At 46.5% G+C, this 15,474-nt stretch carries 7 protein-coding genes; 5 read left to right on the top strand and 2 right to left on the bottom strand.

Going from position 1 to position 15,474, the window contains the following annotated elements; all coding sequences use genetic code 11:
• Position 1: 1 nt before the first annotated feature.
• From CLV59_RS23425 to CLV59_RS23410, 4 genes are read left to right on the top strand one after another with little or no spacing between them, the layout of a single operon-like run.
• Positions 2-6,523, top strand: coding sequence for a non-ribosomal peptide synthetase (locus CLV59_RS23425; RefSeq protein WP_111594498.1), 6,522 nt, complete (start codon positions 2-4; stop codon positions 6,521-6,523).
• Between the two features lie 9 nt (positions 6,524-6,532).
• Entirely contained in the window at positions 6,533-9,676 is a 3,144-nt protein-coding gene (locus CLV59_RS23420; protein WP_111594497.1) for a non-ribosomal peptide synthetase, read from the top strand.
• Between the two features lie 4 nt (positions 9,677-9,680).
• Positions 9,681-13,310, top strand: coding sequence for a beta-ketoacyl synthase N-terminal-like domain-containing protein (locus CLV59_RS23415; protein WP_111594496.1), 3,630 nt, complete (start codon positions 9,681-9,683; stop codon positions 13,308-13,310).
• Between the two features lie 19 nt (positions 13,311-13,329).
• Positions 13,330-13,899: an NUDIX hydrolase gene (locus CLV59_RS23410; protein WP_111594495.1), complete on the top strand. Its 570-nt coding sequence runs from the start codon at positions 13,330-13,332 to the stop codon at positions 13,897-13,899.
• Between the two features lie 92 nt (positions 13,900-13,991).
• On the opposite strand, the gene CLV59_RS23405 is transcribed toward CLV59_RS23410, so the two are convergent.
• Together CLV59_RS23405 and CLV59_RS23400 are read right to left on the bottom strand one after the other, a co-directional pair.
• The gene (locus tag CLV59_RS23405) at positions 13,992-14,336 is read right to left on the bottom strand and encodes a YrdB family protein (RefSeq protein ID WP_111594494.1); all 345 of its coding nucleotides are present in this window, start codon (positions 14,334-14,336) and stop codon (positions 13,992-13,994) included.
• Positions 14,337-14,499: 163 nt separating this feature from the next.
• Positions 14,500-14,856, bottom strand: a complete 357-nt coding sequence (locus tag CLV59_RS23400) for a hypothetical protein (protein ID WP_146616287.1) — start codon at positions 14,854-14,856, stop codon at positions 14,500-14,502.
• A gap of 283 nt (positions 14,857-15,139) precedes the next feature.
• Between CLV59_RS23400 and CLV59_RS23395 the strand changes: the two genes are divergently transcribed.
• Positions 15,140-15,436 carry a sigma factor-like helix-turn-helix DNA-binding protein gene (locus CLV59_RS23395; protein ID WP_111594492.1) on the top strand — a complete coding sequence of 99 codons (297 nt, stop codon included), beginning with the start codon at positions 15,140-15,142 and terminating at the stop codon, positions 15,434-15,436.
• Positions 15,437-15,474: the final 38 nt, after the last annotated feature.

Raw genomic sequence — 15,474 nt, 5'->3', positions numbered from 1 at the left:
TATGGATATCCTTGATTTGTTAGCAGAGCTGGAAAGGAACAGTATCTATGTCACACTTGACGGAGACGATCTGCAAGTGAGTTTTGAACAGGATGAAATCGAAGACCGGCATATCGATCTGCTGCGCGCCCATAAGCCACAGATCATTTCCTATCTGAAGAAATATACCGCAGGACAGGCTTTTGTGGCAATATCTCCAGCGCCTGTGCAGGACAGCTATCCATTATCGCCCAGTCAGCAGCGCCTCTGGGTGCTCAGCCAACTGGATACTGGCAGTCTCGCCTATAACCTCCCGTTTTCCATGGAACTGGAAGGGGATTTTAATATCGATATTTTCTCTCGCGCGATAGATATCATCATCGATCGACATGAAATATTGCGCACGGTATTTCGGGAAGATGAATCTGGCATCCCCAGACAATTTATCCTGTCGCCAGCAGCGCTGCAGTTCCATATTGCCCGCCTGGACTTCCGCAACGCTATTGATCCTCAACAAGCGGCGCAGCAGTATATAGCTACTGACTCGGCTACTCTTTTCGATCTGCAACAGGGGCCATTACTGAGAATGGCGCTCTTACAGGTAGCTGAAGGTAAATACCTGTTTTACTATAACATGCATCATATCATCAGCGATGGTTGGTCTATGGATGTATTAGGGCGAGACGTTATTAACTGTTACCGTGCGTTGGCTGCGGGGCTTACGCCTGCCTTGACGCCGCTGGCCATCCAGTATAAAGACTATGCGGTTTGGCAGCACGAGCAATTACATACCGCTGCTGGTGCGGATGCAAAAGAATATTGGAAAGCATCACTGTCAGGCGAATTACCGGAGTTATCATTGCCCGGCAGTAAACCGCGTCCTGCGGTTAAAACTTTCTCAGGCAGACGATGCAGTACCTACCTATCACGGGATCTTACTACACAGCTCCGTGCCTTCACCCGCGCTGAAGGTGGTAGCCTCTTTATGACGCTGTTGGCTGTCTGGAAGGTGCTACTTTATCGATATACTGGAGAGCAGGATATCATTATTGGTACGCCTGCTGCCGGCAGAAACCATGCGGATCTTGAAAACCAGATCGGGTTCTATGTAAATACGTTACCGCTGCGCAATGAAGTGAATGGCGCATCTTCCTTCACGACATTTATACAACAGTTAATAAACAATACACTGCGCGCTTATACTCATCAAGCCTATCCATTTGATTATATCCTCCAGGAGGTGGGTGCCCGTCGAAATACCAGCAGAAATGCGCTCTTTGATGTGATGATAGCCTTGCAGAATATTGGCGACAGGAATGCTACTTCTTCCTCCACTGAGCCGCAGGATACTATTCTGGATATGGGCCAGTGCTATGCAAAGTTTGATATAGAGATAAATGTCTACGAAGCTGGAGAGGTATTAAACGTGGTAGCGGATTATAATACAGATATCTTTCATGAACAGCAGATAACCCAGCTCCTGCAACATTTTAAACAGTTGGCCACAGCCATTCTGGCGAGTCCAGATGAGGCTATTGATACCATTGATTTCCTTACTGTAGCAGAGAAAGAACAATTGGTTGATGGCTTCAATAATACGGCTGTCTCTTATGCGCCTGGAAAAAATATCCTGGACCTGTTCCGGGAAAGGGTACTAACATCGCCGGATAGTAAAGCCATTGTATATGAAAACCGTGTACTGAGCTATCAGCAAATGGATACGCTGAGTAATCAACTGGCGCATTATCTGCAAGGCCAGCATCAGTTGGAAAGTGGGGCATTGGCGGGTATCCTGTTGGAACGCAGCGAATGGCTGCCTGTAACGGTAATGGCTATACTGAAATGCGGCGCTGCCTATGTGCCGCTGGATGTGCATTATCCGCAGGAGCGTATCGATTATATCCGGGAGAATGGCAATATTGGTGTGATCGTAGATGAAGCGTTACTGAAGGATTTTCAGCATGCGCAATCGCAATACAGCGAGGAGTTATCCATGCCTGTGCTTACAGGATCTTCGCTGGCTTATTGTATCTATACTTCCGGTTCCACTGGTCATCCGAAAGGCGTGCTGAACATGCATGAAGGTTTATACAACCGACTGTTATGGATGAAGGAAGACCTGAACATCCAGCCGTCTGCTATTTTCCTACAAAAGACGCCTTATACATTCGATGTATCTGTATGGGAGTTGCTGTTACCTTTTATCAGCGGTAGCTGCCTGGTGATGGCGCGTCCGGAAGGACATAAAGATCCGCAGTACCTGCAACAGCTTATAGCGCAGGAAAGCGTGAGTATTATTCATTTTGTACCTTCCATGTTGGGGGCTTTCCTGGCCGATTATCAAACTGGCAATACCACATTGCAACAGGTAGTATGCAGTGGAGAAGAGCTGCCGGTAGCCATGGTACAACAATTCCGGGAATTGCTGCCGGGTGTGCGGATATATAACCTCTACGGCCCTACGGAGGCCTCCATTGATGTAACTGCAATAGATGTTACGGAGGTGTCGCTGAGTCATGGTGTGAGCATTGGTCGTCCAGTGGCCAATACGCAGATCTATATTGTGAACCCTGCCATGCAGTTACAACCCGCCGGTGTGGCGGGAGAGCTGATAATAGGAGGTATTCAGGTAGCTAAAGGTTATCTGAACCTGCCAGAGCAAACCGCCAGTCGCTTCATGCCTGATCCCTTTATTGCAGGTCAGCGTATTTATCGTACCGGAGACAGCGCCCGTTGGCTGCCTGATGGCACAATTCAATACCTCGGACGTTTGGATCACCAGGTAAAGATCCGTGGCAACAGAATAGAGCTGGGAGAAATAGAACAGGTGTTGTCTTCCTATACCCATATCCGACAAGCGGTGGTAACAGCACAGGAAGTACACGGCACTAAGGTACTCGTCGCCTACTTCGTGGTATCGACGCCTACTGATAAATCCGAACTGAAAACCTGGTTGCAGCAGAAGCTGCCGGAATACATGGTGCCGACTTACTTTGTAGAGATGGAAGATATTCCACTCACCAGCAGTGGTAAAGCTAATCGCAAAGCGCTGCCACTTGTGAGCGGAGAGGATATAATCAGAAGTGAATATCAGGCGCCATACACACCGATGGAATTCCAGCTGGCGGCCATCTGGCAAGAGGTGCTGGGTGTTGCAGGTATAGGCGTTACCGATAACTTTTTTGAATTAGGAGGTCATAGTCTGAAAGCTACACAGCTGATCTCTACTTACTATCGCACATTCAGGTTCCGCCCGAAATTGCAGGACCTGTTTGAACATACCACGATCCAGTCGCACATAGCACTGATCCATAACAATGCCGGGGAAGTGTATGAACGTATAGCCCCTGCCGTTACAAGTGATGGCTATCCTTTATCCAGCGCGCAGGAAATGGTATGGACGCTGAGCCAGGTGAGAGATGGACTGATAGCCTATAATATTCCTACGGTGAGTCCTGCTGAACCCGACTTTGATACGGCTGCCTTTAAAAGAGCCGTGGCGAGATTAATCGAACGGCATGAAATATTACGCACCGTATTTCGGGTGGGTGCGGACGGAATCCCGCGTCAGCATGTATTAGAGAGCAACGAGCTGAATTGTTTAGTGGATGAGACGGACATCCGCCAGGAAGCAGATCCGCATCAATTCATCTATCATGCGATATTCGATAATGACCTCTTTCAGACCTTTGATCTGGAAAATGGGCCGCTGTTTCGCGTCACTTTGTTCCATACTGCACAAGGGTATTATATCTACTATCTCGTACATCATATCATTACAGATGGTATTTCGGCGGAAGTGGCAGCCAGAGATATTCGTGCGTTATACCTGGAAGAATCCGAAGGAGCGAATATTCCGTTGCCGCAGTTGGATATACAATACAAAGATTTTGCAGTCTGGGAAAAAGAGCAATTACAGCAAGGACATTACGATGCACATAAGAAATACTGGATGCAGTATTTATCTGGGGAGATACCGACTGTCGACCTGCCATCCACCCGCAAACGGCCGGCTGTTAAAACCCATAATGGCCGCTATCTGAGTACTTATCTGCCGAAAACCCTCACTGCACAGTTGCATGAGTTTACAAAGAAGAATAACGGTAGTTTGTTTATGACATTGGTGGCGGCCTGGAATGCATTGCTGTACCGCTATACTGGTCAATCAGATATCACACTTGGAGCGCCTTATGCCGGCAGAATTCATCCTGATCTCGAAAATCAGATCGGCTGCTATATTAATACCCTGGCTATCAGGAATCAGGTGAGTGGAGAGGAATCCTTCCTGTCGTTGTATGATCAGGTGAAACAACATACCCTATCGGCGTTTCAATATCAAATGTATCCTTTCTCCCAATTGGTGCGAGACCTGAAGGTGCGAAAGGATATTAGCAGAAGTAATGTACTGTTTGATATCATGATTGCCTTGCAGAACTTCGAAGGAAAGGTAGAGGCCCCGGATAAATCGGAAGAAGAGTTGAATAGTATTGTAGACCTGGGCAGGCGTTATGCCAAATTTGATATAGAACTCGGTTTTTATGAAAGGGGAGGCCATATTATGTATCGTCTGAAATATAATACCGACGTATATGACTATGACCTGATCGCCGGGATGATGCAACACTTTAAACAGTTAACTGCCGCTATGCTGGCGAATCCGGGAGCAGCTATTGATACCATCGATTTCCTCACCGCAGCAGAAAAGGAACAATTGGTGCATGGTGTCAATGATACGGCTGTCTCTTATGCGCCTGGAAAAAATATCCTGGACTTGTTCCGGGAAAGGGTACTAACATCGCCGGATAATAAAGCCATTGTATATGAAAACCGTGTACTGAGCTATCAGCAAATGGATACGCTGAGTAATCAACTGGCGCATTACCTGCAAGTCCAGCATCAGTTGGAAAGCGGCGCATTGGCGGGTATCCTGCTGGAACGCAGCGAATGGCTGCCTGTAACGGTAATGGCTATACTGAAATGCGGCGCTGCCTATGTGCCGCTGGATGTACATTACCCGCAGGAGCGTATTGACTATATCCGGGAGAATGGCAATATTGGTGTGATCGTAGATGAGGCGTTGCTGAAGGATTTTCAGAACGAGCAATCACAATACAGCGAGGAATTATCATTGCCTATACTTACAGGATCTTCGCTGGCGTATTGTATCTATACTTCCGGTTCCACTGGCCATCCGAAAGGCGTGCTGAACATGCACGAAGGTTTGTATAATCGACTGTTATGGATGAAGGAAGACCTGAACCTCCAGCCATCTGCTATCTTCCTCCAAAAGACGCCTTATACATTTGATGTATCTGTATGGGAGTTGCTGCTACCTTTTATCAGCGGTAGCTGTCTGGTGATGGCCCGTCCGGAGGGACATAAAGATCCGCAGTACCTGCAACAACTCATAGCGCAGGAAAGCGTGAGTATTATTCACTTTGTGCCTTCCATGTTGGGGGCTTTCCTGGCAGATTATCAAACTGGCAATACCACATTGCAACAGGTGGTATGCAGTGGAGAAGAGTTACCGGCAGCCATGGTACAACAATTCCGGGAATTGCTGCCGGGTGTGCGTATATATAACCTCTACGGCCCTACGGAGGCATCCATTGATGTAACTGCAATAGATGTTACGGAGGTATCGCTGAGTCATGGTGTGAGCATTGGCCGACCAGTGGCCAATACGCAGATCTATATGGTGAACCCTGCTATGCAGTTACAACCTGCCGGTGTGGCGGGAGAGCTGATAATAGGAGGTATTCAGGTAGCGCAAGGTTATCTGAATCTGCCAGAGCAAACCGCCAGTCGCTTCATGCCTGATCCTTTTATTGCAGGTCAGCGTATCTATCGTACCGGAGACAGCGCCCGTTGGCTGCCTGATGGCACTATTCAATACCTCGGACGTTTGGATCATCAGGTAAAGATCCGTGGCAACAGAATAGAGCTGGGAGAAATAGAACAGGTGTTGTCTTCCTATACTCATATCCACCAGGCGGTGGTAACAGCACAGGAAGTACATGGCAGCAAAGCGCTGGTAGCCTATTATGTGGTATCGTCACCAACCGATAAATCAACGCTGAAAGCTTGGCTGCAACAGAAGCTGCCGGAATACATGGTGCCAACCTACTTTGTAGAAATGGAAGATATGCCACTCACCAGCAGTGGTAAGGCTAATCGTAAAGCGCTGCCACCTGTAAGTGGAAATGATGTTATCAGAAAGGAATATGTTGCCCCTGTTACCACCATGGAACTGCAACTGGTCGAAATCTGGGAATCGGTACTGGATATGGAAAAGATCGGCATAACAGATAACTTCTTTGACGCAGGCGGCGATTCAATCCTGGCCATCCGCCTGATCAGTCGCATCAATGCAGCTGCGGGCACTAATTACTCTCTTGCAGAATTATTCCAGTATGGCACTATTCAACGCCTTGCTGCCAAAATAGAGGAGGACCAGATAACAGCTCCTGCCGCCTCTTCAGAAGAAGAGGATATCATGGCCTCCTTCAATGAGCTCCGCAACGAAATTATTCAAAACAACTAATACATTCCCATGACCCAAAATACCGGACACATAGAAGACGTATATCCTATGAGCGATATACAGAAAGGAATGGTGGCATTATCGCTCCTGCACCCAGGGGAAGGGCTGTATCACGACCAGTTTACTTATCATATACCAAGGGTAGACAAGGATCATTTTGATAAAGCACTGCGACTCATGGTGCGCAAGCATGCCACACTTCGTACAGCCCTGGACGTTATCAATTATAGTCAGGAAGTACAGATCGTTTATAAAGAGGCTGCTGTTGACACAGAGATAATTGATCTCAGTGCAAGCAGTGCCCTGGAACAGGAAACTGCTATCCGCGATTATATCGGAGAAGAGCGTAAGCGTCCCTTCGATCTGCTGGCAGCTCCTCTTTGGCGCACAACTGTTTTTCACCTTGATGCCACACACAGTGTTTTCCTGTTCCAGTTCCACCACGCTATCCTGGATGGATGGAGCGTCGCATCTTTCAATACAGAACTGTTTAACCTCTACCGGCAATTGCTCGAAGAGCCTTCATTTACGCCAGTACCGCTGAAGAGCAGTAACAGAGAACACGTATTGCAGGAGATACTTGCCAAAAAAGATAAGAAGAACCGGGATTACTGGCAGCAGGAAATGCATGACTTCAAACGGCTGCATATATTTGGGAATACCATTGCAGAGCATACTTTTCAGCACATCATACATCCTGCTAAGGCAGAGCAGTTAAGGCAAGCGTGCAGAGAAGAAAAAATAACATTGAAGACAGTACTGCTCGGCGCTTTCGTGTATGCACTGAACCTGCTTACCTATGATTCCGATATTACGATAGGACTCGTTTCCAATAACCGCCCCTTAACAGAAGATGGCGATAAGATATTGGGATGCTATCTCAATACACTACCATGGCGCACGCAATTATCGAAATATAAGCAGAAGTCGTGGCTGCATTATTTTCAAACCCTGGAACGGAAACTACAGGAAGTAAATACAACAAGACTCACTCTGCTGGAAATATCCCGGCAACTGGGAGAAGATACCAGTTTCGGTAATCCGTTCTTTGATGTCATCTTCAACTACGTGGATTTCCACGTGTATAATAATGTGGCGACTACCACGAATGGCACAACAGGGTATGAAAATAATAAGATCCGACTGGCCTCTCACGAGAAAACCAATACCACGCTTGATTTGACAGTTGCTGCGAGAAACAACCATCTCGTTTTTAATTATCAGTATAATCGGTCACTGGTAGCAGATATTACGCCGGCGCAATTGCATGAATATGTAGAGAAAGTACTGGATATATTTTTGGGAGACACGGCCGCTCCCGTTGGCAACAGCGCCATTCTCGGCAATGATGCAGTGATAAACCAGTTGCAATCGTTCAATCAAACGCAGGTAGATTTTCCTGTAAATACAAACGTAGTGGATCTTTTTTGCCAACAGGCAACAGCGCATCCAGATTCGCCTGCTATTATTTACAAGGATAAGGTTATCACTTATGGGATGGCCGACCGACTGTCTAATCAGTTGGCACATTACCTGATCAATGAATACGCCCTTACAGCAGGCGATCTGGTAGGTTTGTCCCTGGAGCGCAGCGAATGGCTGCCTGTAACGGTGATGGCTATACTGAAAACCGGCGCAGCTTATGTACCGTTGGATACGGCCTTGCCAAAAGACAGACTAGACTTCATCGCGGCGGACGGTCAATTCAAAATTACTATTACCGACTCATGGCTGCAAGGTCTTGCATCGCTGGTGGATACGATGCCTGCTGATCGTCCGAACCGTGTTATTCATCCGGATCAGGTGATCTACAGCATCTATACTTCTGGTTCTACCGGGATGCCCAAAGGCGTGCTGATCGCTCATCGCAGCGTAACTAACCTGATTGCCTGGTTCACACAGCGTTATGGTATTACTGCCGATAGCAGGTTTATTCAACTCACGGCCGCCACCTTTGACCCTTTTATAGAAGATATCTTTGGCGCTTTCTCTAACGGCGCTGTGTTTCATATTATTTCCAGGGAATTGTTGTATGATCCTGAAAAGCTGCGGCAGTATATTATCGACAATGGTATTACCATTCTCAATTGTGTACCTCAGGTGATCAGCAATCTGCTGGCTTTCTCAGAAGAGAAGATCCCTTCCATATCGGCTGTTATTTCAGGAGGAGATAAATTACCTGTGAGTCTGCGCGACACTCTCCTGGCACTTGGTTACAATCTATATAACAACTACGGCCCTACGGAGATTACCGTAGATGCCCTCAGTGAACAAGTATCCGCCGAAGGACCTGTTACTATTGGGAAGCCGGTGGCCAACTGTAAAGCGTATATTCTTGACAGTGAGCAGGATCTCCTGGCAACAGGCGTGGCCGGAGAGCTTTGTATTGGTGGAGCTGGTGTAGCAATAGGCTATCTCAATAATCCCGAACTGACAGCGCAGAAATTTGTTCCGGACCCTTACGCTGGCGGACGTATGTACCGCACCGGAGACCTCGTACGATGGCTGCCATCCGGCACAGTAGAATATCTCAACAGAATGGATGAACAGGTGAAGGTGAGAGGTTACCGGGTAGAAACAGGAGAGATAGAATATTTCCTGATGCAGGCGGAAAATGTAAAAGAGGCGGTGGTGACCACCCATCAGACAGGCACAGGAGAAACAGAGCTGGCGGCTTATTACGTTGCCAGTACATCCATAGAATCGGCCACGCTGATAGCATTTCTTGCAAAATACCTGCCGCCATATATGATCCCCTCCTGGTTTGTACAGATGGATCAATTCCCGCTATCGCAGAATGGGAAGATAGACAGAAAAGCATTACCTGTTCCCTCAGGGGCTGGCGACGGGGAAGAAGAATTATTACAATTGCCTGCCGGTGAGCTGGAAGTGAAGCTGGCAGAGGTTTGGCAAAAAGTATTGGGCCGGGAACAGATAGGCGTGAATCAGAATTTCTTCCGCCTCGGAGGTAATTCGCTGAAAGTGGTGGCCTTACAACGTCAGATAAAAAAGGATATGGATGTGCTGGTAGAAATCGTAGACCTTTTCAGTCATAATACCATTGAACAGTTTGCTGCGCTGCTGGTGCAGAAAAAACTGGTAGAAGAACCGGCAGCAACAGAAGAAGTAAGTGTTAATACGTTAAATTTTTAGTCTTATGGAACAAGCAGTAGCAATTATTGGCGTTTCATTCGATCTCCCTGGAATAAAGACCTGGGAGGATCTCTATCAATCGCTTGCAGGCACTTCCTGCTTTATCGGCGATATCTCAGCGCAGCGGAAGAAAGATTTATTTGCAAGATTTGGGGAATTCCGATTGAAAGAGGGAGGATATCTTCCTGTTATCGACCAGTTCGATCCGAAATATTTTCAGCTTACCGAGAAGGAGTCTGTAAGAATGGCCCCTGAGCAGAGACTCATGCTGATGCATGCACTGCGCGCATTCTACGATGCCGGCTATACGGAAAAGCACCTTCAGGGATCAGATACGGGCCTGTATTATGTTTCACGCAGTAGTAGTTATGCCATGTTCTTCGATGAGCAGTTGGGTGAGTTTGATGCCCTGCATGGAATCGAAGGGGCCAGGATCGCCCATTACCTGGATCTGCATGGTCCGGTGATTGCCATCAATACTACCTGTTCTTCTTCGCTTACAGCCCTGCATCAGGCCTGTAACGCACTGATACAGGGAGATTGCCATATGGCGCTTGTGGGAGGAGCTATACTGGGCGTAGTGAGTAGTGAAACAGCGGATAGATCAGCCATCATTTCTCGTGTGGGACAATGCCGCCCGTTCGATAACGCGGCAGACGGTACTCTCAATGGAGAAGGCGTGATCTGTTTCGTACTGAAACTGTTGTCCAATGCCGTAAAAGATAATGATCCTATATACGCTGTTGTAGAAGGTATTGCTATGAATCACGGCGGCGCACGCATATCGAGTCTTACCGCTCCCAGTGCGGCTGCGCAAACAGAACTGCTGGTGAAAACATGGCAACGCGCAGGCGTAAACCCTGCTGCCATTCGTTTTATCGAAGCGCATGGTACAGGTACTATCCTCGGTGACCCTATCGAATTCAAAGGGATCACAGATGCTTTCAGGCAGGTAGACACTACAGATGGCATTTGTAGCATCAGCTCCGTTAAAGGACAGATAGGGCACCTGGATTCACTGGCGGGCATTGCCGGCTTACTTCGACTCACAGCGGCGCTACGGAGTAACACGCTTCCCTCACAGGCAGGTTTTGAAACCTTGAATGATCATATCAGCGAAGATAATACCATCGTGGAAGTGCAGCGAAAAGCAGCGCCATGGCCAGCGAAGGAAGGACGTAGAATAGGCGGTGTGAGCTCCTTTGGCCTCACGGGTAATAACGTACATGCTGTGGTATCCAGGCAGGAAAAGCTTTCCATTGTTTATAACGACTTGCCGGTGTATTTCCTGCAGCTGTCGGAACGCACGCCGGAAAGACTGCAACAACTGAAGAAGCAACTGGCCGCCATGCTACGTGTAACCGATCACGTTAACCTGGAACCTTGGTGTCAGCAGGTAAACAGATTATTTACGCAACGTCCGGCACAGCAAGGACTGTTGTTCAAGGATAAAAATGCTTTATTAGAGCAGCTGGAAGCACCCTTTCAGCCATCGTCCAGGAAGAAGAAATATTTCATTGCGAATATCGATATTCTTTCATTTGAAGAAGCACAGGTGAATGCCCTTTTAAAAGGTAACCTGTTATTACGCGAAGAATATGATAAGCTGGTTGCCGGTATGGTATTACCTGGTGCGGCAGCCAGGAATATTGCTTTCCAGACGGCCGTATGTAAATGGCTGATGGCGGTATTGGGCAAAGAGGTAACCCTGGTAAGCCCTAAAGAAGGAAATATAGTGCAACAGATCCTTTCCGGAAACATCCTTCCGGAGGAAGCATTTCGTATTGCGCAGATAGCTCCTGGCGCGGATTTTAACAGTATCAACTTTTTTAAATACCTGCAACAGCTTCCTGCAACAGAAGATATAGTCATCTTCGATTTCAGCCATGACAGCTTTGCGGCACCATTTAAGAAAGAGTTGCATCATCTGGAAGTGATCAATGGGAAGTTATGTTACGAAGATAGATGTCTCGCTTACTATACCATGGTAAACGATGGTAAATTGCCATTGGAGCCTGCCAACCTCCATACGCATGCCACGCTTCCGCTGCCGTTTTTTGATTTGAAAAGATATTGGCCGGAGAAGGTGAGAAGTCTTGCTGTAGCTCCTGTAACAACAGCAGCGCCGGCAGTAGCGGAAGTAACAAGTACCTGGACACTCGCCGCTATCCAATCAGAAATTGCTAGTATCTGGCAACAGCTGCTGGAAATAACAACGCCTATACAACCAGCGGATGATTTTTTCCAATTGGGTGGCGATTCTTTACTCGGCCTGGATATGATTGATCAGTTGAAAAAATCTTTTAGTATCACGGTTACCTACCAGGATATGTTCAGTCATCCTTCATTGGAGAGCATGGCAACCCTGGTGGCGGCACGTATGGGAGAGCCGGTGAAAGATGCAGTCGTGGCACAGGTAAATACAGAAATAATCCATCTGGATGGAGAGGCCCGTCAGCAAGCCTATACATCGCTACTGGAAAACATTCAACGAATGGGGCCATTGCAAAGGCTGCAACCGAAGGCCATCCTCGTAACTGGCACCACTGGCTTTGCTGGAGGTTTTATTACCCGCTATCTGCTGGATCATACCGATGCAAGGATATATTGTCTGGTAAGAGGAGAAGATCAGCAGTCGGCCGAAACGCATTTCTGGAACCGTTTTTCAGCAATTTCCGGTCTGACTACTCATCTCCGCATACAAGTGATCAGAGGAGATGTTACCCTCGAAGATGCCGGAATCAGCACTACATTGCCTGATGTAAGTATGGTATTTCATTGCGCCGGTTCCCCTGCATATGTAGGACAAACGGAGAAGCTGCGGGACCTGAATATCAATGGTACCATCAATGTATTTAACTGGGCTGTAAAACAGGGTATTAGCTACTTCCAGCATATCTCCACTGTGGGTATTGCTGGTAGCAGTGTGCCACAGGAAGAACCGGTTGCATTCTATGAAACAGATCTGAACATCGGACAGGATAATACAGGATATATTCATGCGGTAACGCGACTGGAAGCAGAAGAATATCTGCGTTCAAATACCCCGGACTTTATGCAGGTGAATATATTCCGAATGCAGAATATTGGCGGTAGTTTGGAAGACGGCATATTCCTCCACCCAATTGAAAGCAATCTTATTTACCTGCGATTGCTGACTCTTCTGAAACTGGGTTGCTATACAGAACAACTCCGTGCTGTTAATCTCAAAATGGCCCCGGTGGATGTAATGGCGCGGGTAATAGGGGAGCTGGCTTTACATCATCATACATTGATGCATACTTTCCATCTCACTTTAGAAAGTGGTATGGGACTTCCGCAGGTGATTGCGGCGTTTGAAAGCAATGGGGTAACGCTGCAGGAAGTAAGCGCAGCAGCATTCGGTGAAAGAGTGGATCAATTGCTGCAACAGGACAGAACCACCGCGGGAAATCTCCTGCTGGTGCTGGAAAAGCAGAAGGAGCAGGAGAATGAGATTAAACCATCCGCCCCGCGCAATGTACCGCAGTTAACAAGTGATGCCACCCATTTATATTTAAAACAGCTGAAAATTGACACAGATTACGATAGGAATCAGTATCTTCAAAAAGTTGTAAAATTTGGTCTGGAGAATGCATTGTTCCTGACTGAATAGCCCGCTAAAATCTTGTCTTATGAAGAAATCCTTATTTGTCTTTCTGTTTTTGTTACCTGTTATGCTGTTCGCCCAATCTACGCCTGACAAGGCCGTTAAAGCAGATAACTATACGATTTTGCGACTGGTGCTGATTAATCAGCGGGAAGAAATTTTACTTGTGAAATATAAAACCGGCTGGCTGACACCTTCCTTGCGTTATAATGAGAACCAGAGCATAAAAGGCGCTTTGGATAGTCTGGCGAGGGAATTCGGCTATGCAATTACGGTTCCGCAATTGCGTGCCATGGTGACCTTCCAGTTTGATTTCAAACCTGTTGTCTCCATCCGTACGCATTACGCGGCGCATGTTTCCAGTGGGAGTTTGAAGTCGCCCAAAGATGTAGCCGAAGTAAAATGGGTATCGCGGAAAGAAGCAGAAAAGTTAATGTCGCTACCAGAAACCCAGGCGGTAGATGCCATCAGAATTACTACTATGCAAATACTGAATCACCCGGAGACCATCTGGGGCGGTTCTTTCCTGGTACCGGAAACGGGTACTGCGTGTAAGGTGTTGGAGCCTTTTTATGCGGTGGGTAGGAGTAAGTAAAACGAAATATCAGAAAATATAGCATTTGAAAAAAGTAAAACCTGCGCTGGTCGCAGGTTTTACTTTTTTGTGCCTGTCAGTATTATTCCATCTCAATTATATTCATGAAACAATAAGGCTACTATCTCATTGATTACCACCAGTGCATACAATATCCCGGCATAATTCTTCATTCCCATTTTATACAACAGGAAGGTGGGTAAGAGGTAGATCAGGAATTTGAAAATAACCAGGTAGGGTAGTTTTAACCTGGAGGCAGAAGAAGGGGCAGCCCAAATACCCCACAGCACAATAATAAACACCAGCAATCCCGCTGCCACAGCATATTTTATCCATGGTGTAACAATTAGCTTAATCGGAGCATATACTGCAATAATCAGCATCATTATTTCCAGGGAAAATGCCAGTAAACGATTTGACCACTTGAGAAAATACATTAAGTAATAGGTTTGATGAATAAACTCCTTTGACTGGCAAAATTAGTACGAGTTTACCATCTATAATCAGTTAATGGTGAAAATACAGATTAGTTAATACTCCTCCTATGGCCTGGACATCATCGTCGCATAGCCGGTACCGTTAGGGGAGCGGAAATCTCTCTTAAGCCCTGTTTGCCTGGAGGGAACCGGGTGTATGCCCACTGGCTTCCTTGTTTTTCTCGTCTTTGAATTTCAGGAACATCACAAATTGAACAAACTCCAGAAATTGGTACTCTTCCACCAGCGTTTCCAGGGTCGGGCCTTCTGAAAAGTCGGCTCCGAGGGTACGGGTGGAACTATACTGATCCAGTTTCTCTTGTAAGGCATTTGTAAGGGATTTGATTAAATCCGGAAACGCTTGAAATGCCTCCTGCATAATACGTTGGCCCTTAGGGGTTTGTTTTAACTCCTGTACTCGTTGATGGGTTAATGGGGGCAGGGATAAGTTCGACTGTCTTAAATTTTGTACTGTAATCATGCTTCGATTTGCGCTTTTAGGTCATTCAGGTTAGTGATCCGGGCTAGTATAGCCGCTTATATTGATTAGAGAACAAATTTTAGCTAAGGTTACAAAAAAGTTGAAAATTTTTGTAACCATTTTTCTCATTCGGTATCTAATTATTATCAACACGCTACAGGACCTGGAAATATTCATTCAAACAATTGAATTAAAAGATTGAAATCCAATCGTAATGAAAAGTTTCGCTATGATTTTTCAATAATGAAGCGTCTGACTACTCTGAAACCCTAAGCAATACCCTGTGGAAGCATTTAGTAACAAAGAACCTGGTAACATACTGGAACAGGCACTCTTAAGTATTCCGGAAGATTACCGGGCCGTTTTTATACTACGTGAAATAGAACAACTTTCCGTATTAGATACCAGCAAAGTACTAAGTATCTCGCCAGTAAATGTAAAAGTCCGGCAAATCCGGGCTAAAATATTGCTGCATGAACACCTTTCGAAAGACTACAAAAAGGAAATGATTTTTCCATTTCATCCCAGTAGATGCGACAGGATTGTTAATCGGGTACTCGGTAAACTGGGGATTGATTAATACGTCCATACATTTCCTTTAATGGGAAAATGGGTATA

Origin of the sequence: Chitinophaga dinghuensis, from assembly GCF_003259435.1 — a bacterium.
Taxonomy (GTDB): Bacteria; Bacteroidota; Bacteroidia; order Chitinophagales; family Chitinophagaceae; genus Chitinophaga; species Chitinophaga dinghuensis.
This window is presented reverse-complemented; position numbering and strand designations above follow the sequence as displayed.

Coding starts and splice junctions, on each gene's coding strand:
- CLV59_RS23410 (WP_111594495.1), top strand. CDS start 13,330: ATGAAGAAATCCTTATTTGTCTTTCTGTTTTTGTTACCTGTTATGCTG.
- CLV59_RS23425 (WP_111594498.1), top strand. CDS start 2: ATGGATATCCTTGATTTGTTAGCAGAGCTGGAAAGGAACAGTATCTAT.
- CLV59_RS23400 (WP_146616287.1), bottom strand. CDS start 14,856: ATGATTACAGTACAAAATTTAAGACAGTCGAACTTATCCCTGCCCCCA.
- CLV59_RS23405 (WP_111594494.1), bottom strand. CDS start 14,336: ATGTATTTTCTCAAGTGGTCAAATCGTTTACTGGCATTTTCCCTGGAA.
- CLV59_RS23415 (WP_111594496.1), top strand. CDS start 9,681: ATGGAACAAGCAGTAGCAATTATTGGCGTTTCATTCGATCTCCCTGGA.
- CLV59_RS23420 (WP_111594497.1), top strand. CDS start 6,533: ATGACCCAAAATACCGGACACATAGAAGACGTATATCCTATGAGCGAT.